This is a genomic window from Streptomyces sp. NPDC002467 (assembly GCF_042889825.1).
Taxonomy (GTDB): Bacteria; Actinomycetota; Actinomycetes; order Streptomycetales; family Streptomycetaceae; genus Streptomyces.
Window position 1 is genome coordinate 41,282 of sequence record NZ_JBIARJ010000034.1, and the last position, 18,781, is coordinate 60,062.

General features: G+C 72.8%; 19 protein-coding genes and 1 pseudogene. 10 read left to right on the top strand and 10 right to left on the bottom strand.

Annotated features, from left to right (window positions below):
• Positions 1–56: 56 nt before the first annotated feature.
• The gene (locus ACFYYJ_RS39780) at positions 57–374 is read left to right on the top strand and encodes an NIPSNAP family protein (RefSeq protein WP_389139573.1); all 318 of its coding nucleotides are present in this window, start codon (positions 57–59) and stop codon (positions 372–374) included.
• Positions 375–394: 20 nt separating this feature from the next.
• On the opposite strand, the gene ACFYYJ_RS39785 is transcribed toward ACFYYJ_RS39780, so the two are convergent.
• Genes ACFYYJ_RS39785 through ACFYYJ_RS39800 form a run of 4 tightly spaced genes read right to left on the bottom strand, consistent with a single transcriptional unit; the run spans position 395 to position 4,066 of the window.
• The gene (locus ACFYYJ_RS39785; protein ID WP_385366252.1) at positions 395–1,612 is read right to left on the bottom strand and encodes an ABC transporter permease; all 1,218 of its coding nucleotides are present in this window, start codon (positions 1,610–1,612) and stop codon (positions 395–397) included.
• Entirely contained in the window at positions 1,609–2,349 is a 741-nt protein-coding gene (locus ACFYYJ_RS39790) for an ABC transporter ATP-binding protein (RefSeq protein ID WP_385366251.1), read from the bottom strand. The genes ACFYYJ_RS39785 and ACFYYJ_RS39790 overlap by 4 nt, the downstream gene beginning before the upstream one ends.
• Complete coding sequence (locus ACFYYJ_RS39795; RefSeq protein ID WP_389139576.1) at positions 2,346–3,533, bottom strand: peptidoglycan-binding protein; 1,188 nt, start codon at positions 3,531–3,533, stop codon at positions 2,346–2,348. The genes ACFYYJ_RS39790 and ACFYYJ_RS39795 overlap by 4 nt, the downstream gene beginning before the upstream one ends.
• Entirely contained in the window at positions 3,530–4,066 is a 537-nt protein-coding gene (locus ACFYYJ_RS39800; protein WP_385366249.1) for a hypothetical protein, read from the bottom strand. Before ACFYYJ_RS39800 ends, ACFYYJ_RS39795 begins: the two co-directional genes overlap by 4 nt.
• Before the next feature lie 185 nt (positions 4,067–4,251).
• On the opposite strand from ACFYYJ_RS39800, the gene ACFYYJ_RS39805 reads away from it, so the two are divergent.
• The 4 genes and pseudogenes from ACFYYJ_RS39805 to ACFYYJ_RS39820 form a co-directional block, all read left to right on the top strand.
• Positions 4,252–4,911 carry a response regulator transcription factor gene (locus tag ACFYYJ_RS39805; RefSeq protein ID WP_389139578.1) on the top strand — a complete coding sequence of 220 codons (660 nt, stop codon included), beginning with the start codon at positions 4,252–4,254 and terminating at the stop codon, positions 4,909–4,911.
• Positions 4,908–6,113, top strand: a complete 1,206-nt coding sequence (locus tag ACFYYJ_RS39810) for a sensor histidine kinase (RefSeq protein ID WP_389139580.1) — start codon at positions 4,908–4,910, stop codon at positions 6,111–6,113. Before ACFYYJ_RS39805 ends, ACFYYJ_RS39810 begins: the two co-directional genes overlap by 4 nt.
• A gap of 91 nt (positions 6,114–6,204) precedes the next feature.
• Positions 6,205–7,443: a GNAT family N-acetyltransferase gene (locus tag ACFYYJ_RS39815; RefSeq protein WP_389139582.1), complete on the top strand. Its 1,239-nt coding sequence runs from the start codon at positions 6,205–6,207 to the stop codon at positions 7,441–7,443.
• A 187-nt stretch (positions 7,444–7,630) separates the two neighbouring features.
• A pseudogene (locus tag ACFYYJ_RS39820) lies at positions 7,631–8,605 on the top strand (glycosyl hydrolase); the annotation flags it as partial.
• A gap of 22 nt (positions 8,606–8,627) precedes the next feature.
• Here the strand turns inward: ACFYYJ_RS39820 and ACFYYJ_RS39825 are convergent.
• Positions 8,628–9,077, bottom strand: coding sequence for a hypothetical protein (locus tag ACFYYJ_RS39825; protein WP_385132047.1), 450 nt, complete (start codon positions 9,075–9,077; stop codon positions 8,628–8,630).
• 168 nt (positions 9,078–9,245) lie between these two features.
• On the opposite strand from ACFYYJ_RS39825, the gene ACFYYJ_RS39830 reads away from it, so the two are divergent.
• Positions 9,246–10,619, top strand: a complete 1,374-nt coding sequence (locus ACFYYJ_RS39830; RefSeq protein WP_389139585.1) for an FAD-dependent oxidoreductase — start codon at positions 9,246–9,248, stop codon at positions 10,617–10,619.
• On the opposite strand, the gene ACFYYJ_RS39835 is transcribed toward ACFYYJ_RS39830, so the two are convergent.
• From ACFYYJ_RS39835 to ACFYYJ_RS39845, 3 genes are all read right to left on the bottom strand, one after another.
• The gene (locus ACFYYJ_RS39835) at positions 10,606–11,448 is read right to left on the bottom strand and encodes an alpha/beta fold hydrolase (RefSeq protein WP_389139588.1); all 843 of its coding nucleotides are present in this window, start codon (positions 11,446–11,448) and stop codon (positions 10,606–10,608) included. The genes ACFYYJ_RS39830 and ACFYYJ_RS39835 overlap by 14 nt on opposite strands.
• Positions 11,445–12,038, bottom strand: coding sequence for a TetR/AcrR family transcriptional regulator (locus ACFYYJ_RS39840; RefSeq protein ID WP_385367002.1), 594 nt, complete (start codon positions 12,036–12,038; stop codon positions 11,445–11,447). The genes ACFYYJ_RS39835 and ACFYYJ_RS39840 overlap by 4 nt, the downstream gene beginning before the upstream one ends.
• 102 nt (positions 12,039–12,140) lie before the next feature.
• On the bottom strand, positions 12,141–13,772 hold the full coding sequence (locus tag ACFYYJ_RS39845; protein WP_389139591.1) for a serine/threonine-protein kinase: 1,632 nt from the start codon (positions 13,770–13,772) through the stop codon (positions 12,141–12,143).
• Between the two features lie 201 nt (positions 13,773–13,973).
• Between ACFYYJ_RS39845 and ACFYYJ_RS39850 the strand changes: the two genes are divergently transcribed.
• Positions 13,974–14,477: a hypothetical protein gene (locus ACFYYJ_RS39850; RefSeq protein WP_389139593.1), complete on the top strand. Its 504-nt coding sequence runs from the start codon at positions 13,974–13,976 to the stop codon at positions 14,475–14,477.
• A gap of 19 nt (positions 14,478–14,496) precedes the next feature.
• Here the strand turns inward: ACFYYJ_RS39850 and ACFYYJ_RS39855 are convergent, their stop codons facing one another.
• Both ACFYYJ_RS39855 and ACFYYJ_RS39860 read right to left on the bottom strand, forming a co-directional pair.
• Positions 14,497–15,687 carry a cytochrome P450 gene (locus ACFYYJ_RS39855; RefSeq protein WP_389139595.1) on the bottom strand — a complete coding sequence of 397 codons (1,191 nt, stop codon included), beginning with the start codon at positions 15,685–15,687 and terminating at the stop codon, positions 14,497–14,499.
• Positions 15,688–15,872: 185 nt separating this feature from the next.
• A complete protein-coding gene (locus tag ACFYYJ_RS39860; protein ID WP_389139597.1) occupies positions 15,873–16,379 on the bottom strand; it encodes a DinB family protein in 507 nt (168 codons plus the stop codon).
• Positions 16,380–16,633: 254 nt separating this feature from the next.
• Here ACFYYJ_RS39860 and ACFYYJ_RS39865 point away from each other — a divergent pair, with 254 nt between their 5' ends.
• The 3 genes from ACFYYJ_RS39865 to ACFYYJ_RS39875 all read left to right on the top strand — a co-directional run.
• Positions 16,634–17,152, top strand: coding sequence for a hypothetical protein (locus ACFYYJ_RS39865; RefSeq protein WP_385132067.1), 519 nt, complete (start codon positions 16,634–16,636; stop codon positions 17,150–17,152).
• 103 nt (positions 17,153–17,255) lie between these two features.
• Positions 17,256–18,104 (top strand): DUF4097 domain-containing protein, encoded by an 849-nt coding sequence (locus tag ACFYYJ_RS39870; protein ID WP_385132070.1) that lies wholly within the window; start codon positions 17,256–17,258, stop codon positions 18,102–18,104.
• Positions 18,105–18,191: 87 nt separating this feature from the next.
• The coding region (locus tag ACFYYJ_RS39875; RefSeq protein WP_389139600.1) for an ABC transporter ATP-binding protein at positions 18,192–18,781 on the top strand (590 nt) is incomplete at its 3' end.

Consider the following 18,781-nt stretch of genomic DNA (forward strand, 5'->3'; position numbering starts at 1 on the left):
GCACTCGGTACCGTCTCCCCTTGCCCACTGACGCCGTTCAGGCATGATGTCGTCCCATGATCACCGTTCATTTGAAGTACGAGATCGATCCCGACCGCATGGAGGACTTCGAGGAGTACGGCCGCCGGTGGGTCGCTCTCGTCAACCGGTTCGGGGGCGCGCACCACGGCTACTTCCTGCCCAGCGAGGGCGACAGCGACATCGCGTACGCACTCTTCTCCTTCCCCAGCCTTGCCGTGTACGAGCAGTACCGCGCGGACAGCGCGAGTGACCCCGAGTGCCAGGAGGCGTTCGAGCTGGCTCGTCGGACTCGATGCATTCGCCGGTACGAGCGTCGCTTCCTTCGGCCGCTCGACCAAACACCCCAGCCCTAGAGGGCGATCAGAACCGCTGTTCAGGCCGAGCGGAGGGCCTCCGTGGGGGAGGCTCGGGCCGCGCGGGTCGCCGGGTGGATGCCGGCCAGGGCGGCCACCAGGACGGAGACCACGGGCCCGGCGACGAGCGTGTACGGCGGGATCGAGGCGGGCCAGCCCTGCGCGAGCGCGTAGGCGTAGACGGTGAGGGCGCCCGCCGCGAGTCCGGCGAGGCCTCCGACGAAGCCCATCAGGACGGCCTCCAGCAGGAACTGCGCGGCGATCTGCCCGCCCCTCGCGCCCAGGGCCCGCCGCAGCCCGATCTCCCCTCGGCGCTCCATCACCCCCACCACCATGGTGTTGGCGATGCCGACGCCGCCCACGAGCAGGGCGACCGCGGCGAGCGCGAGGACCAGGCCCGTCAGCGCGCCCTTCGCCTCGCCGCGCGCCGTCAGCAGGTCGGAGGGGCGGCTCACCGCCACCTTGCCGGGGGCCGCCGGGTTCGCGGTGGCCGCCGCCACGGCCTGTACGTCCGGCACGCGTTCGGGATGGGAGCGCAGGTAGACGGTGGCGGCCGTGCCGTCCGCGCCGAGGTGCGCGCTCGCCTGAGGCCAGCCCACCAGTGCGGCCGTGCGGAGCTCCGGGGCCAGTTCGTTCGCCGCCACGATGCCCGCGACCTGGTACGACTGTCCGCCCAGCCAGACCCGTTCGCCGGGCGCGGTCACGCCGAGGCGTTCCGCTGCCTGGTCGCCGAGGACCGTGACGGGGAGGTTCTCCGAGGCGCGGTCCAGCCAGGTGCCGCTGAGCAGGCTCGCGTGCAGTACGTCGAGGAGGTTGAGCCGGGCGGCCAACACGCTGATGCTGCCGGTCTGTTCCTTGGGCACCAGCGCGTTGCGGTACACCTCGGCCTTGGTCGCACCGGTCGCGGTGACCCGCTCCACGGGGGCGATGTTCGCGAGCATCCGCTCGGCGGTGGCCGGCAGCGGCACGGGCCGTTGGTCGATGTCCTTGCCCGGGGAGACGGTGATCAGGTTGGAGCCGAGCCGGTCGAGGCGGGCCAGGAGGTGGGCCTGGTTGGACGAGGAGATCCCGGTCACGGCGATCACGGCGGCGATGCCCAGGCAGATGCCCAGCGCGGACAGCGCGGAACGCAATCGGCGCGTACGCGGCCCCAGCAGGCCCAGGCGCAGCAGGTCCGCGGGGCGCAGCCGGGAGCGGCGGGGACGCGAAGGGGCGCAGGGCGGTGGCGCGACGGTCATCGGGCGGCTCCGGAGGGATGGGGGGCGGTGGCGGGTCGGCGTTCGTCGAAGTCGATGCGTCCGTCCTGGATGCCGATGCGCCGCGGGAAGGAGGCGGCGAGCTCTCGGTCGTGGGTGATCACGACGACGGTGGTGCCGTGGGCGTTCAGGGTCCGCAGCAGTTCCACGACGCCCGCGCCGGAGGCGCTGTCCAGTGCGCCGGTCGGTTCGTCGGCGAGGAGCAGCGCGGGCCGCCCCACGAGGGCGCGCGCGATGGCCACGCGTTGTTTCTCGCCGCCCGAGAGCTGTTCGGGTCGGTGGCGCAGCCGGTGCCCGAGGCCCACCTCGCGCAACGCCTCGACGGCGGCTTCGCGTCGTCGGGCGGCGGGCACGCCCGCGTAGAGCAGCCCGGTGGCGACGTTCTCGACGGTGGTGAGACCGGCCAGCAGGAAGAACTGCTGGAAGACGAAGCCGATGCGGTGCGCCCGCAGCTCGGCCAGCTCCCGGTCGTGGAGCCCGGACAGTTCGCGGCCCTCGAAGTACAGTCGCCCGCCGGTCGGCCGGTCGAGCGAGCCGAGCAGTGCGAGCAGGGTGGACTTCCCCGAACCGGACGGGCCGACGACCGCGAGGAGTTCACCGGCGCTCACGGTGAGGTCGATGCCGTGCAGGATGCGCAGCGGCGGTGATCCGGGGTACTCCTTGGTGACGCCCCTGAGTTCCAGTACCGGGGCCGCGCCCCCGGTCGGCCGCCGGGTCACTTGGGGACCACCACCTGGTCGCCGCTCTTCACGTCACCGGTGATCTGCGCCCGGGCGTCCGCGACGAGTCCCAGGGTGACCGGGACCAGCCGAGTGCCGGGGCCGTCGACGACCTTGACGCCGTATCCGCCGCCGCTGAGCGCGAGGAGCGCGGTGACGGGGACGATGAGCGCGTCGGCGGCGGTGTCGCCGACGACGTTGACCGTCACGGGTGAGGGACCGGCCTGCCGGACCGGGTCCTGGCTGTCGAGGACGATGGTGACGGTGGTCTTCTGCGGGGCGCCGCCCCCTTCGCCGCCGGCCCCCGCACCGCTCCCGCCCGGGCCGCCCTCCCCCGCGCCGCCGCGGACCAGCGAGCGGACGCGCCCCGTGACGGTGCCGCCTTCGGCGAGCCTGACCACCACCTTGCCGTCCGGTTTGAACCGGGACACCTGGTTGTCGGCGGGCTGTACGACCGCGACGAGGTCGGTGCCGCTCACCGTCATGACCGCGGTCGGTCCGAGCGCGGAGCCGAGCTGCGCCCCGAGTTTCTGCACCTGTACGACGGCCCGGGGCAGCATCGCGACGCTGCCGAGGGCCACCGTCCCGGTCTGCCGGACTCCGAGGGCCTTCTGCCACCGCTTGACGGCGGTGGCGGTGCCCTCCGTGAACTTCTCGTCGTCGGCGAGCCCCAGCCCGCCGGCGTGGCCGAGCTTGACGAGGTTGCCCTTGAGCTGCCGTACGTCGGGGCCGTCGGGGACGCCCGGGCCGAGCTCGCGCCACAGGGGCCGGTTCCCCGTCATGAGCACGACCGGCCGGCCGTCCACCTCGTAGAGCCTGCCGCCCGCCTTGACCACGTCGCCGACGGCCGGAAGGGCGGTGAGGGTGCCGGATCCGGCACCGACGACGGAGGTGGGTGCGTCGTAGCCGAGGCTCCCGGCGACCTGGATGCCGCTGGACAGCGATCCCCGCTCGACCGCCGCGGTGCCGTGGTGCGGTGCCTCCTGCCCGGTGGCGGGCCCGCCCGTCTCCCAGGGGCGCGTCAGGCCGAGCACGCCGGCCCCTCCGACCGCCACCACCAGCACGAGCGGTACGACGATCCGGCGACGGCGGCGCCGGCGGTGGCCGGGGGTGGCGGGGGCATCGCCGGTCGCGCCGGCGGCGACTTCGGCGTGCGGCTCGTCCGCGGAGTACGACACGGTCACTCGCCGATCCGGTAGCCGGGCATCGGCAGCTTGCTGCACGCCGGCTGTATCGCGTCCCACTTGGCCGCGTCGAAGGAGCCCGACGGTATGACGACGATGCCGTCCTTCGGGTCCGGGTCGGGGAGGTCCGGATAGCCGTTCTTCCGGCCGCACGCGACCCAGGCGCGCGCCTCCTCGACGAACTTCTGCTTCCCCTTCTCCTGCGCCTGGTGGATGCCGGGCACCTTGGCGTCGCAGAGCTTCGAGGCCGTCTCGTAGCCGGCAGGGTCGGAGGCGTCGCCGCCGAGCCCGGTGGCCGGCATGTAGATGTTGCCGTCCTTGTCCTGCTGGACGCCGTTCTGTCCTTGCCCGTGCATGCAGTTCACCCAGTCGCGCCGGACCGCGTTGTCGTCCTGCGGCTTGCCCGAGCGGGGGCCCGAGCCGCCGTCCCCGGCGACCCTCGGCACGGAGTCCCCCGCCGAGCATCCGCTCGACACCAGTGCCGCTGCCGCGGCGACGGCCACCAGGGCGGCCCGTCCGGTTCGGTTGCGCATGTGTGTGCTCCCAGCTGCTTCTCGACGATGACGCTGACGTCGAGCAGTTCTACGGAGCCTGCGGTGAGCCGTCCGTGAGCGTGTGCCTAACCGCCGGCTAACGCCCCTCGCGGCATGCTTGACCTGTGGGTTCGCCCGGCATCGGCCGCCGGGCGGGACGAGTGGAGAGCGGGACGGGCGCGGCAATGCGGGTACTCATCGTCGAGGACGAGACGGAACTGGCCGAGATGCTCGCCGACGGGCTGCGGGCCGAGGGCATGGTCTGCGACGTCGTCCACGACGGTGCTCGCGCGCTGGAGTCGACGGCCGCCGCCGAGTACGACGTCCTCGTCCTGGACCGGGACCTGCCCGGGCTCAGCGGGGACGCCGTCTGCCGGGCGCTGAACACGGCCGGATACCCGGCGCGGATCCTGATGCTCACCGCCGCCGGCACGCTCTCCGACCTGGTCGACGGGCTCGGCCAGGGCGCCGACGACTACATGGCCAAGCCGTTCTCGTACCTGGAGCTGATCGCCCGGCTGCGCGCCCTGGGCCGCCGCGCGCCCGGCGGCTCCGCCTCCGCCACCGTGCTGAGCCGTCGCGGGATCAGCCTGGACACCGTGCGCAGGGCGGCCGAGCGGGACGGGCGTCCGCTGAAGCTGACGCCCCGGGAACTGGGCGTACTGGAACTGCTGCTCGCGGCGGACGGGGCGCCCGTCGCCACCGAGGAACTGCGGGACCGGTTGTGGGACGCCGCACTGGACCCGGCGACGACCGCCGTCCGGGTCACCGTCCATTCCCTGCGTCGCAAGTTGGGCGAACCGCCGCTGATCAGCCACGACACCGGCTTCGGGTACCGGCTGTGAGCCGCCGGCCGGCCGCGCGCCACCGGCTGCCCCTGCGTGCCCGGCTGACCCTGGTCACCACCGCGGTCTTCGCCGTCCTCGGTACGGCTCTGCTCCTCCTGAACTGGCTGAGCTCGCGTCAGCTCATCGAGCGCAACCGCCACCTCGTGCTCGACGCGTCGGTGCTGGAGCCCGCGGTGACCGGGCCCCTGTCGACCCCCGAGCCCCTGCCGCCGGGCGCCTCGATGCCCGCCATGGCGACCACTCCCGCCGCCGAGGCCTTCGCCGACTTCCAGGACCGGGTCCTGTCCGAGCTGCTGCTGCGCTCCTCGCTCCTGCTGGCCGCCCTGACCGCGCTCGCCGCGCTGCTGGCCTGGTGGGCGGCCCGCCGCTCCCTGCACCGGCTGAGCCAGGTCACCGCGGCCGCGCGCCGGATCGGGGCGGGCAGCACCCTGGAGGAGCGGCTCGCCCTCGCCGGGCCGCACGACGAGGTGCGCGAACTCGGCGACACCTTCGACGCCATGCTCGACCGGCTGGACCGCAGCTTCACCGCCCAGCGTCATTTCACCGCCCACGCCTCGCACGAGCTGCGCACTCCCCTGACGGTGCAGCGCACCGCCCTGGAGATCCCCTTGGCGCGGGGCCGGGTCCCGGAGGAGCTGAAGCCCGCCCTGCACCGCGCGCTGGAGGCCAACGCCCGTACCGAGCAGCTCATCGGGGCGCTGCTGACGCTGGCCCGGGCCGAGGGCGAGGAGCTCGTGGCTCAGCCCTTCGACCTCGCGGACGCCGCCGTCGGCGCCGGTGACGACCTCGCCGAGGAGGCCCGTACGGCAGGTGTGCGGATCACCGTGCGGGCCGGGTCCGCGCCGGTCGCGGGCGATCCCGCGCTGCTGCGGCAGACCGCGCTGAACCTGCTGGCCAACGCCGTACGCCACAACCACGCCGGCGGCACCGCCGTCATCACCACCGGCACGATCACCACCGGTACGGCCCGCGCGACGGCCTTCGTGGAGGTCGTCAACTCCGGACCGGTCGTCGAACCGGCGGAGGTCCCCGCCCTCTTCGAGCCGTTCCGTCGGGGCGCGCGGCGCCGGGGCAAGGGGTCCGGGCTGGGCCTGGCCGTGGTCCGCGCGATCACCGCGCAGCACCACGGCGAGGTCACCGCGACCCCCCGCACCGGCGGCGGCCTCACCGTCCGCGTCGAACTGCCCGCCGTCGGGTAATTCGCTTGACCCTGACTTTGGCCGGGGTTGGACTGTGGCGGGGCATCGCGAACGGTGGTGTCGGCATACGGGGAAGGCGGCGGCCGCGCAGATGGAGATCCGTAACACGACCGACCAGGACTTCGACGTCTTCGTCGGCACGATGCTCGCCGCGTTCGGACTCTTCCCGGAAACCCCGGTCGACGGCGGCGGGCACTGGTGGTCGGCGCTCGAAATGGACCGGTGCCTGTTCGCCGTGACGGAGGACGGGAAGCCCGTCGGCACCGCCGGTGCGTACCCCTTCGAGCTCACCCTGCCCGGTGGGAACCTCGTACCGGTCTCCGGGGTCACCGCCGTCGGCGTCCTGCCCTCCCACCGGCGCCAGGGCGTACTCAGCGCAGTGATGCGGCATCAGCTCGCCGAGCTGCGCGCCCGCGGGGAGTTCCTCTCCGTGCTGCTGGCCTCCGAGGCACTGATCTACCGCAGGTTCGGCTACGGACCGGCGACGTACACGGCGGGGCTGACGGTGCCGCGCCACCGGTCGGCCCTCGCCCTTCCCCGGGCGGGCGCGGGGCAGGGCGACCGGGACGCGGGCGCGGCGACCGGTTCGGTCGAGGTGGTGCGCAGTGCCGACTGCGCAGAGGTCCTCGAAGAGGTCTACGACCGGTACCGCCGCTCACAACCCGGCGCGTTGTCCCGCCCGCACCGCTGGTGGTCCCTGCGCGCGGGACAGCCCCCGATCTCCCCCGCGCCGCGTTACGTCGCGATCCACCGGGACGCCGACGGCGTCCCGGACGGGTACGCCAGCTACACGATCGAGCCCGGGGCGTCGAGGACCATGAAGGTGGACGAGACCATCGCCGTCGACGACGCCGTCCACACGGCCCTGGCCCGGTTCCTGCTGGAGCACGACCTCGTCCACCAGGTCTCCTTCAAGCACGTCCCGACCGATCATCCGCTGCGTTGGCGGTTCGAGGACTTCCGGGGCGGCGAGGTGACGGGAGTCGGCGACTGGCTCTGGGTGCGGCTGCTGGACGTTCCCGGCGCGCTGACCGCGCGCGGCTGGTTCGCGGACGGCGAGATCGTGCTCGACGTCGAGGACCGGTTCCTCGGCGAGCGCGGCCGCCACCTGCTGACCGTCCGCGACGGCAAGGCCGACTGCGTCCCGACGGACCGGAAGCCCGACCTGTCCCTGGACGTGAGCGACCTGGCCTCGGTCTACCTCGGCGGCACCGCCCCGAGCACCCTCGTGCGCGCCGGGCACATCAGGGCCCACCACCCGGGCGCGGCCGCCCTCGCCGACGCCCTGTTCCGCACCGAGCGCTCCCCGCACTGCCTGCACTGGTTCTGACCCCGGCCACGGCGGTCTCGTGGCGGGGCCCGCAGCGGGGCTCGTGGCGGGCTTCGCCCGACCGGGCCAAGGCGGGGCGGCCGGCTGCCGCGAACGGCCCAGTACGGGGGCACCGGACGGGCCGGGGACGGGCGGGCCGGCTAACGTCGCGGCAGGAACATCGGTCCGCGAAGCGTGTGGAGGCACCATGTCCCGTCTGGGCCGCCGGCTGGTGCGCGCCTGTACGAGCACCATCGCCGTCGGCCTGCTCTTGACCGGGTGCCACGCGACGCGGCCTCGGGAGGGTTCGGGCGGCAGTCCGGGCACCGAGATCGCGGTGGGTGCCTACCTCCACTACGGCTCGCCCGGCGTCGAGAGGATGCGGGAGTTCTCGCGCTGGCTCGGGGGTACGGAGCTGCGCGCCGGGCACACCTACCTGCCCGGCGACACCTGGGCCAACATCGAGGGGGCGCCCGATTCGCTGCGCACCTGGGCGCAGTGGCGCAGGGCGCGGGCCGACCGGCTGTTCGTCCTGAACGTGCCGATGCTGGAGCGCAACGAGGCGGGTGTCCCCGACGACCAGGTGGCCGGGCTGATCCGTTCCGGCGCGCGGGGCGACTACGACCACCACTTCCGGCGGCTGGGCGAGCGTCTGGTCGCGCTCGGGGTGCCGGACACGGTGGTCGTGCTCGGCTGGGAGATGAACGGCTTCAACTACACCCACCGCTGCCGGCCCGACCCCGACAGCTGGAAGCGGTACTGGCGCCGCATCGTCGGTGCCATGCGCTCGGTGCGGGGGCAGCGGTTCCGTTTCGACTTCGCCCCCAACCGCGGCGGCGACGCGATCGCGTGGACCCGCTGCTACCCGGGCGACGACGTGGTCGACGTCGTCGGCATGGACAGCTACGACCAGCCGCCGGGCGACGACTTCGACGACCAGGTCCGCCAGCCGCTCGGGCTCCAGGAGCAGGTCGACTTCGCGAAGGCGCACCGCAAGCGGATCTCGTACCCCGAGTGGGGGCTGTTCCGCAACGGCGACAACCCCGAGTACGTGCGGCGCATGCTGGCATGGATCGCCGAGCACGAACCGCTGTACCACAGCATCACCGACTACTGCCCGCACGGCGTGTGGCAGTGCGGCGAGAACCCGGAATCCGCGCGGGTGTTCAGGGAGTCGCTGTCCCCGCGGCGCTGATGCCGCGGGGTCACTTGGCCTTCAGATCGTTCCTGATCATGGAGGTGGTGGAGGCGAGCCGGTTGATGCCCGTCTGTACCTCTCGGATGCCTTCGGAGGCCCGGGGCGAGTCCTTCTTCCCGGCCCCGTCGACGCACTCGTTGCCTCCGTGCTCGAAGGCGGTCATGGCTTCCGTCCAGAAACCCCGGGCGTTGTCGCTCGGCGGAGCGCCCTGCTTCTTGGCCTTCGCCACCGCCGCCAGCAGTTCCTGGCAGGCCGGGCCCCAGGTGTCCGTCGGGCGCACGCTCACGTCGTTGACCCGGCCCGAGGTGTCGGCGAGTGCCTTGATGCCGCCCTCGCCGCCCGAGGACCACCAGTCCTTCAGGTCTTCGGACGGGCTCGAACCGCACCCGGTGAGCAGCGCTCCGGTGGCGATCGTGGCCACGGTGACGGCGGTGAGCAATCGGGCGTGCGTACGCATGGGACCCCCCTTGTCCGGTGGTGCCGATGGTGCCAGGAACGGGCGGGCCTGGGAGGGCCGACGGCCCAACTGACCGGTTATCGGGCGTCCGTTGCCGGTAGCCGGTTGTCGACCGGAGATCACCAGGCGGTAGGCTCGGCCCGCAACACGACGCGAAGAGGAGTTCGAGTGGCGCGGGTTGCGATCATCGGTAGCGGTATCAGCGGGCTGGCTACGGCGCTCATGCTCGGCCGACGGGGCCATACGGTCACGTTGTTCGAACAGGACGCGCGGGAGGCCGGAGACCACCTGGACGAGGACTTCCACGACTGGAAGCGGCCCCGGGTCCCGCAGGCCGTGCAGCCGCATTCCTTCCTCGCGCCCGTCCGCACCGTGCTGCGCGCCGAGGCCCCCGATGTGTACGCGGACCTGCTGGCGCGCGGGGCCCGGGAGTACCACGACTTCGACTGGTTCGGCGAGCACCCTTCGTACCGGGCGGGCGACGAGGACCTGGTGACCCTCCGCACCCGCCGGATCGTGCTGGAGGCCGCCTTGACGGCGGCCGTGCGGCGGGAAGCCTCCGTCGACGTGCGTCGCGGCTCCCGGGTGAGCGGCCTCGCTTTCGAGGACGGGCGCCCTCCCCGGGTCACCGGCGTGCGGGTGGGCGGGGAGACGCACCCGGCGGAGCTCGTCGTCGACGCGTCGGGGCGGCGCTCGCCGGTGCCGGCCTGGCTCACCGCGGCCGGCTGCCGCCCACCCGTGATCGAGAGCCACCGCACCGGGATCGCGTACCTGTGCCGCTGGTACCGTCTGCGCGCCGACGGTCCGCGTGACCCGGGGCGGGTGAAGACCGGTTCGGACGCGCCCTACGCGCTCGCCGGCGTCTTTCCTTCCGACAACGACACCTTCGCCCTGCACCTCGTGCTCTCCACGGGTGATCCGACCCGCGGCGCGCTCACCGATCCCGCGGTGTTCGAGGCCGCCGCCCGCCTCTTCCCCGCCACCGCCGCCTGGCTCGACCTGGACCCCGAACCGCGGTCGGCCGTCCTGGCGATGGCCGGCCTGGACAACCGCTGGACCTCCCTCACCGACGATGACGGTCCTGTGGTCGCCGGCCTGGTCAACGCCGGGGACAGCCTCGTTCACACCAATCCCACGCTCGGCCACGGCGTGGCCCTCGGCCTGCACGCCGCCCAGCGCCTCGCCACCCATGTCGACGAGATCGTCGCGGACCCCGCCGACTACCACTCCTGGGCCGCGGGGGCCCTGCGCCCGTGGTTCGACGCGCAGGTGAAAGCCGATCACGCCGCCGGACGACGCCTCGCCGAGAGCACACCGCCCTCGGACCGGCGGGCTGCCGCGCGGGGCGTCTGTGCCTTCGAGGACCCGGTCGTCATGCGGGCCCGGGCCCAGGTGCGCCACCTCCTGCGGCCAGCCGACGACGCCTACGGCGCGGACGAAGTGGACGGGCGCGTCACGGCCTGGCTGGCTGCCCGCCCCGACTTCTCGCCGACGTACGACGGCCCGACCCGCGACCGGTGGGACGCGGTCATCGCGGGCTGAGCACCTTCCCCAGGAGCTCGCCGAACTCGGCCGGGTGCGTGGTCAGGCCGGTGTGCCCGCCGGGGAAGTGGAGGAGTTCGCTGCCGAGCCGCTCGGCCAGCAACGCGGCCGGGCGGTAGGGCAGTTCGCCGCGCGAGTCCCGGCCGCAGGCGAGCACCAGCCGGTCCGACAGTGCCGCCAACCGGTCGACGTCCGGGGCGTAGGACATGAAGGCCGGCACGATGCGACCGACGAAGAAGGGCAGGTTGGCCATCGTCCGCTCGGCCCGGGCCGCCGCCTGCGGCGGCAGGCTGACCTCGGCCTTCGGCCGGGCGGCGGTGTCACCGTCCTTCTTCAGGCCTTCGGCGAACACGGCCATCGCGGGCATGAGCCCCTCCGCCTGGAACGTCGCCCGTACGCGCGCGATGAGCGCCCGGTGTTCGGCCGCGTCCGCGAGGACTTCCACGACCGGCGGCTCGTGTGCCACGAGCAGTTCGACGCGTTCGGGGTGGGTGGCGAGCAGGTGCAGGGCGGCGATCGCGCCCGAGCTGGAGCCGAACACGCGCGCGGGTCGGCCGGGCGACAGCAAGTCCAGTATCCGCAGGGCGTCGTCGGCGTGTTGGGCCACGCGCTGTTCGGCCTCGGGGTCGTCCAGCGTGCTGTCGGACATGCCGCGCGGGTCGTAGGTCGCGACGGTGTGCTCGGCGGCCAGGTCGTCGGCGATCGCGTCGAAGGAGGCCGCGCCACCCGAACCTCCGGGGATCAGCAGCAGCAGCGGGCCGTCGCCGCGCACTTCGTAGTGGAGGGTCGCGCCGTCGACGCGCAGGCGTCCGGTGGTCGGGGAGGTCATGCGGAGTCTCCTTCTCGGGACGGGGGCCAGTGTTCGAGGAGGGCGTGCAGGGCGTCGAGGGCGCGGACCCAGGTCTGCTGGGGCGTGCGCTCGTGCGCGAAGCCGCCCGCGGCCTCCAGGGCGACGAACCCGTGGAACGTGCTGCGGAGCAACCGGACGGCGTCGGTCAGGTCGGGCTCGGCGAGTCCGTAGCCGCGCAGCATGCCGTAGGTCAGCTCGACCGCCCGCCGCGGTCCGGGGGCGTCGGCCGCGAGCGCGGGATCGATCCGGATCGGGGTCTGCGTCGCCGTGTAGCGGCCCGGATGCGCGTGGGCGTACTCCCGCCAGGCGTCGGCATACGCGACCAGCGCGTCCTTCCCCGCCAGCCCGGAGGTCGCCTCGGCGATGCGGATGGTCTTCTCGTCCGCCGCCAGCAGGGCGATCCGTCCGCGCAGGTCCTCCAGGCCGCGGACGTGCGCGTAGAGGCTCGCGTCCTTCACGCCGAGCCGGCGCGCCACCTGCGACATGGTCACCTGGTCGAGTCCGACCTCGTCCGCCAGTTCGGCGCCCGCGATCGTCACCCGTTCCGCCGTCAGCCCTGCCCGCGCCATGCGCCCTCCCCGTGATCCTAGGACCCCTAGTTTCTACCTAGGGGCCCTAGGAAGGCAACGCGATATTCCGTTGGCGGTCCCCCGGGGGGGGCGGGCCGTGGTTCAGGGGTGGCGGGTCAGGGAGGAGGGGGCGCCGACCGACTGCGCTCCCTCCGACTCGAGGGCCAGGCGGTCCGGTTCCGCCAGGCTCAGTACGTAGAGATTGCCCTGGGGGCAGTCGAAGGTGGCCCCGCGGTCGGTCGGGTGGCTGGTCACCGCCGCGAAGACCGCGGTGTCGCGGCCGACCTGGCGCAGTTCGAGGGCCTCCGTGCATCCCAGGTTCCGGCCCGTGGAGACCTCCTTGACGTCGCTGACCTGCCGGCCCACGAGTTCGCCCACCGCCCCCGCGCGCAGGGTGACGGTGACGTCGAACCGCCCCGTCCGCGCACGGGAGATGCCGTCCGCCTCCGGCGTCCCGGGCCCGGTGCCGGACCAGGTGCCGACCCATGACTGCGGCAGCGCCACCGCGGAGGACGGCTGCGCGGACGACGTCGTGGCGGGCGGCGTGGCGGACGGTGTCGCCCCGCCGCCGGCGCCCCCTCCCCCGTACCGGACCGCGAGCACGACGACCGCGGCGAGGACCACGGCGCCGCCGGCCGCCCCCATCAGCAGGGACCGGCGGGAGGCCGGGCCGCCTACCGCCCGCGCGGAGGCGGGCGCGGTGGACGGGAGCGCGGACCCGAAGGCCGCCGGCCCGGGCGGGGACTGCGGCGGGGGCGGGAGCGGGAGGGCGGCCGGGGGGACCGGTGGGGCGCCGGACCCGGCCGAGGTCTGGGCGGACGGCTGCGACGCGGCCAGGAGTTGCCGCAGTTCGGCCTCCCGGCGGCCGACGTCCGCCACCAGCGCCGCCGGCATCACGCCGGTCCACTCCTCCTCTTCCGCCGGTTCGCCGAGGCTCGCCCGTACCTCCTCGGCCGTCGGCCGCCGCTCCGGATCCTTCTCCAGGCACCGGCTCAGCAGCGGAAGCAGCCTCTGCGGCACGCCGTCGAGGACGGGCTCGTCGTGAACGATCCGGTACAGGAGGGCCGGCAGGCCCACGTCCTCGCCGTGCGCCGGGAACGGACCGCGGCCGGTGGCCGCGTACACGAGGACGGCGGCCAGGGAGAAGACGTCCGCCGGCGCCGACGCCACGGCGCCTGTCGCCTGCTCGGGCGAAAGGTAGCCGGGAGTGCCGATGACCGCGCCCGTCTGTGTGTGGCGCGGGTCGCGCACCGCCCGGGCGATGCCGAAGTCGATGAGGAAGGGCCGCTCCGGCCCGAGCAGTACGTTGGCCGGCTTGATGTCGCGGTGGACCACCCCGGTCGCCCGTACGGTGACCAGCGCGGCCGCCAGTTCCCGGGCCAGGCGCTCCACGGCGGGCGCGGGAAGGGGGCCGTACCGGTGCACCCAGTCCCCCAGCGTGGGCGCGGCGACGTACTCCGTCGCCAGCCACTGCGGCGATGCTCCCGGCGGACTGAAGTCCACCACGGAGACCGTCCACGGACCGCGCACACGGTCGTTGGTGGCTATCTCGCGGGCGAACCGGTCGGCGAAGTCGGGCTCCACGCCCAGTTCCCGGTGCACGGTCTTCAGCGCCAGGGCCCGCCCTGATGCCGTCCGGGCCAGGAACACCTCGCCCATGCCTCCCGAGCCGAGGCGCGCCAGCAGGCGGTACCCCCCGATCTCCGGCGGGTCGCCGGGCAGCAGAACCTCCACCAACTCCCCCGTCCCCCCTGCTCACTTGCGGACCGGCGGTGCACGGTCCACGCGGTGGCCACCCTAAGGGACGGGCTCCCGGGCCGGAGCGCGGGCGGTCCCCGTGCCGCCCCGCGCCGGCGGGCCCCGGGTTCCCAGCGGGTGCGGGGTCCACGGGGATGAGGGAAGCTGGGAGGGCCGCAACACCGACGGCGGGGAGGAATGACTTCCGTGAACGCATCCGCAGCCCACCGCCCCGCACGCACGTCCAGGCGCAGGACGCGGACGGCCACCCTGCTGTGCACGACGGCGGCGCTGGCCGCCGCCATGATCCCGGTCTCCGCGTACTCCGCCGCCCCGGCAACCGGCCGCCCGGCGGATCCGGCGGCGCCGGTCGTGGTCGTCGACTGTTCCTCCCAGCCGCAGATCCGCCCCGAGGAGTACCTCCTGGCCTGCGGGGACGGGAACAACCGCCTCGTCGGACTGCGCTGGGACAGCTGGGGCGCGAAGACCGCGACCGCGACCGGCGTCGACATGGTGAACGACTGCCGCCCGTACTGCGCCGCCGGCCGTTTCCGCCCCTACCCGGTGTCGGTGACCCTGAGCAATCCGCAGGTCTGGCCGGAGAACCCCGGCCTCCAGCGCTACGCCACGATCCGGCTCGTGTATACGGACACCTCGCCCGCCCCCGTCCCCAAGGACGTGACGTACAAGCTCGTGTACTGACGGGGCTGCCGGCCCCGCGTCACACGTCCCAGGCGACCGGGAGGCTCTTCACCCCGTAGATGTCCGCGGTTTCCGGGCGCAGGGCGACTTCCTCGGCCGGTACGGCGAGGCGCAGCGTGGGGAAGCGGCCGAGCAGCGCGGTGAGGGCGACCCGCATTTCGATGCGGGCCAGCTGCGCGCCCAGGCACAGGTGGATCCCGTGGCCGAAGGCCAGGTGTCCGCCGTCCTCCCTCCGCAGGTCGAGTGCGTGGGGCTCGGCGAACCGCTCGGGGTCGCGGTTGGCGGTGTTGTACGACAGGACGACCGTGGTGCCGGCCTCGATGGTCTGGCCGCCGACCTCGACGTCCTCCAGCGCCGTCCTCATGAAGGACTTGGCGACGCTCAGGTACCGCAGCAGTTCCTCCACGGCCGGGTCGATGAGCTTGGGATCGTCGCGCAGCGCGGCCAGTTGCTCCGGGTTCTGCAGCAGTGCGAAGACCCCGAGGGACAGCATGTTCGCGGTGGTGTCGAAACCGGCCGCGAGCAGGATCAGGGCGATCCCCTTCAGCTCCTCGTCGGTCAGGTCGCCGTCGGTGAGTTCGCTGAGCACGTCGTCGGTGGGGTTCGCGCGTTTGGCGGCGACCAGGCGCGCGAGGTACTCCTGGGTCGCCGTGTAGGCGGCCAGCAGGTCCTCGTCGTTCGTCTCCCCGTTCATGAACTTGTCGATCTGCTCCTGGAAGGAGGCCCGGTCCTCGTACGGCACCCCCAGCAGTTCGCAGATGACGATGGTGGGGATGGGCTTGGCGAACGCGGTCACCAGGTCGGCCTCCGGCCCGGCCTGCTCCATGGCGTCCAGGCAGTCGGCGGTGATCTGCTCGATGCGTTCGGTGAGCAGTCGCATCCGACGCGCGGTGAACTTGCCCACCAGCGGCTTGCGGTAGCGCCCGTGCTGCGGTTCGTCCATGAGCAGGAATTCGCCGGGCGGGGCGGGGGGTATCTCGAAGTCGACCACGTTCAGGAGCTCTTTGCGCGAGCTGAACCGCGGGTCGGCCAGGATCGACCTGACCAGGTCGTATCCGGTGACCAGCCAGCCCGGCTTGCCGCCGGGGTGGGTGTAGCGGCTGATGGGGCCGTGCCGACGGGCGTCGACCAGTTCGGCCGGCGGGTCGAACGGACAGCCGGGCCGGCGCTCCGTCGGCATCGTCGTGACGGTGTGGACGGATTCACTCATGACCATTCCTCATCTCGCGACAGCACGTGTTTGACTCGATCGGAAAGCTACGTTGCATTCAGGATTCGGTCAATTAGTCGAGAGATGTTTTCGCAGGTCAATGCAGGTAAATCGATGCAATGGATTGAATTTGAATGCAATGACCCGTTGCAATGGGTGCGAGTGAAGGCACCGGCCCGCGCGGCCTACGAGCCGGTCGCGCCGTCGAGCATCTCGCGCAGGATGTCGAGGTGGCCGTTGTGGCGGGCCGTCTCCTCGGTGAGGTGGAGGAGGATCCAGCGCAGGTCCACGTGGAGGCCGCCGCGGACGGCTCGCTGCGCCTTCTCGTCCAGCGCGCGCCCGGCGACCAGCTCGCGGTAGCGGGCGCTCTGTTCGGCGTACTCGTCGAGCAACCGCGCGAGCGGGAAGTCCACGGCGACGCGCATCTCGCGGTCGGGGTCCTCCTCGGTCCAGGGACCCTGGTCCTCCTCACCGAGGAAGATCACCTGGAACCAGAAGTACTCGACCCAGCGGAGGTGGTTGATCAACCCGCTCACGGTCATGAGCGGCGAGCCGGGCAGGAGCGACTTGCACGCGTCGCCGGCGGAGACGCCGTCGCACTTGGCGCGGGCGGTGTCGCGTGCGTAGTCGAGGAACGTGGTGAGCTGCGTGCGCTCGTCCCACGCGGGCGGTGTGTCATCGGTTCTGGTCATCGCGCGAAGCGTTCCCGATCATGAGACCCGTGTCGAGGCATTTATCCGTGGCGCCACGTGGCACTACATGGCACCGCATGGCGCCAGGTGACACCAATCGCCATTCCGGGAGCCACGCGAACACGTATGGCACCATGACAGCCGCGATGGGCATGCGCACGTTTCTGCTGGTCAGGGCGATTTCGGCGTCCGTCGACGCGAAACAACCCCTGCGATGTTTGCGCATGGCGCCATAGTGGCACCATACTGGTGTCATGGATCTCACGCCGTATGTCAACAACCTCCGCCGCGAACTCGCAGTGGCCGCCGAAGCCGGCGGCGACGCAGCCCGCGAGCTGGCAGAGCGGCTCACCGCCCCCCTGGAGTCGGCGACCCGTCTGACCATGCTCAACGTGCTGTCCGCCGCGATGGACGAGATCACCCGTGAACTCGCCCCCGGCTCGGTCGACGTACGGCTGCGCGGGCTCGACCCCGACTTCGTCGTGACGCTGCCGCCCGCCGACAGCGGCCCCGTCGAAGCCACCGCCCCGCCCGTCGAACCGCCCGTGGCACCGGCGGTCTCCGACGGCGACGAGGGCGGCACCGCCCGCATCAACCTGCGCCTGCCGGCCCATCTCAAGGCGCGCGCCGAGGAGAGCGCGAGCCGCGAGGGCCTGTCGGTCAACGCGTGGCTGGTGCGAGCCGTGTCGGCCGCGGTCGAGGGCGGCGCCCGGCCGCGCGCGACGGAGAAGAGCCGCACCGTCGGACAGAGCTTCACGGGCTGGGTGCGCTAGCAGGCCCGGCCTGCCGGGCCTGCCGGGCCCTCACCCAGACCTTTCACCCACACCACGTCCCACCAGCGGGGACGTCCTGTAGACCCAAGAGGACGGGACAGCCATGCCTTCTTACGACACTCCCGAACCGGTCTCGGCCACGGCGCACGTGGAGGCCGGTTCCATCCAGTTCACCGCGACCGACCGCCCCGACACCGTCGTCGAGGTGCGGCCCCGCGACCCGAAGAAGGACCGGGACGTGCGGACGGCCGACCAGACCGAGGTCTCGTACGCGAACGGCGAACTGACCGTCAGGACACCCAAGTCCAATCTGCTCGGCCTCGGGCGCATCGGCAGCGTCGACGTCACGGTCGAACTGCCGACGGGTTCGAGCATCGACGTGACCGGCGCCTGGGCCCAGGTCGTCGGCGAGGGCCGGCTCGGCACAGTCCGCGTGAAGACCTCCAGCGGCGACGTCCGCCTCGACACGACCGGCCCGCTGAAGCTGGTCGCGTCGCACGGCTCCATCAGCGTGGACCGGATCGAGGGCGCCGCCGAGATCACCACCAGCTCCGGCAGCCTGCGCGTCGGCGTCCTCGACGGTTCCGCGGTCCTCAAGAACTCGCACGGCAGCACGACCGTCGGCACCGCGACCGGCGAGCTGCGCGTGAGCGGCGCCAACGGCGACATCGAGATCCGGCGTGCCGGTGGCCCGGTGACCGCCACGACCGCCCACGGCACCCTGCGCGTGGGCGAAGTGTCCCGTGGAACCGTCCAGTTGGAGACCTCCTACGGTTCCATCGAGGTCGGAGTCCGCGAGGGGACGGCCGCCTGGCTCGACGCCAGTTCGGGCGTCGGACAGGTCCGCAACTCACTCGCTCCGTCCGAGGGCCCCGACGAGACCGAGGACACCGTCCACGTCCGCGCCCGCACCCGGTACGGCAACATCGACGTCCGCCGCGCCAAGGACTGACCCCGCGCGAACCGGCGCCGGCCCACTCCCCCACTCCCCCACTCCCCCATTCCCGCAGCCGCTCCAGCCTTCGAACGGGAGGACCACATGCCTTCTTCTGTCATGCCCACGTCCAGGCGTGAGGGTCACGCCCCACCGCCCGCCGCCGTCTCCGCGGTCGGCCTGCGCAAGTCGTACGGCGACAAGACCGTCCTCGACGGCGTCGATCTGTACATCCCGGCCGGGTCCGTGTTCGCCCTGCTCGGGCCGAACGGCGCCGGCAAGACCACCGTCGTGAAGATCCTGTCCACCCTCATCGGCGCCGACGGCGGACGGGCACAGGTCGCGGGCCACGACGTCGCCGCGTCACCGCACGGAGTACGTGCGGCGATCGGTGTGACCGGTCAGTTCTCCGCGGTCGACGGACTGATCACCGGTGAGGAGAACATGCTCCTCATGGCGGACCTGCACCACCTGTCCAAGCACGAAGGACGCAAGGTCACCGCCGAACTGCTGGAGCGCTTCGACCTCGTCGAGGCCGCGAAGAAGCCGGCGTCCACCTACTCCGGCGGCATGAAACGGCGCCTGGACATCGCGATGACACTGGTCGGGAACCCGCGGATCATCTTCCTCGACGAGCCGACCACCGGCCTCGACCCGCGCTCCCGCCACAACATGTGGCAGATCATCCGCGAACT

Bases quoted from the DNA above. Each gene is read 5' to 3' on its own strand.
- ACFYYJ_RS39835 (WP_389139588.1), bottom strand. From the start codon at position 11,448: ATGACCTCCCCGACCACCGGACGCCTGCGCGTCGACGGCGCGACCCTC.
- ACFYYJ_RS39860 (WP_389139597.1), bottom strand. From the start codon at position 16,379: ATGACCAGAACCGATGACACACCGCCCGCGTGGGACGAGCGCACGCAG.
- ACFYYJ_RS39840 (WP_385367002.1), bottom strand. From the start codon at position 12,038: ATGGCGCGGGCAGGGCTGACGGCGGAACGGGTGACGATCGCGGGCGCC.
- ACFYYJ_RS39855 (WP_389139595.1), bottom strand. From the start codon at position 15,687: ATGAGTGAATCCGTCCACACCGTCACGACGATGCCGACGGAGCGCCGG.
- ACFYYJ_RS39800 (WP_385366249.1), bottom strand. From the start codon at position 4,066: ATGCGCAACCGAACCGGACGGGCCGCCCTGGTGGCCGTCGCCGCGGCA.
- ACFYYJ_RS39785 (WP_385366252.1), bottom strand. From the start codon at position 1,612: ATGACCGTCGCGCCACCGCCCTGCGCCCCTTCGCGTCCCCGCCGCTCC.
- ACFYYJ_RS39870 (WP_385132070.1), top strand. From the start codon at position 17,256: ATGCCTTCTTACGACACTCCCGAACCGGTCTCGGCCACGGCGCACGTG.
- ACFYYJ_RS39850 (WP_389139593.1), top strand. From the start codon at position 13,974: ATGACTTCCGTGAACGCATCCGCAGCCCACCGCCCCGCACGCACGTCC.
- ACFYYJ_RS39825 (WP_385132047.1), bottom strand. From the start codon at position 9,077: ATGCGTACGCACGCCCGATTGCTCACCGCCGTCACCGTGGCCACGATC.
- ACFYYJ_RS39815 (WP_389139582.1), top strand. From the start codon at position 6,205: ATGGAGATCCGTAACACGACCGACCAGGACTTCGACGTCTTCGTCGGC.
- ACFYYJ_RS39780 (WP_389139573.1), top strand. From the start codon at position 57: ATGATCACCGTTCATTTGAAGTACGAGATCGATCCCGACCGCATGGAG.
- ACFYYJ_RS39805 (WP_389139578.1), top strand. From the start codon at position 4,252: ATGCGGGTACTCATCGTCGAGGACGAGACGGAACTGGCCGAGATGCTC.
- ACFYYJ_RS39865 (WP_385132067.1), top strand. From the start codon at position 16,634: ATGGATCTCACGCCGTATGTCAACAACCTCCGCCGCGAACTCGCAGTG.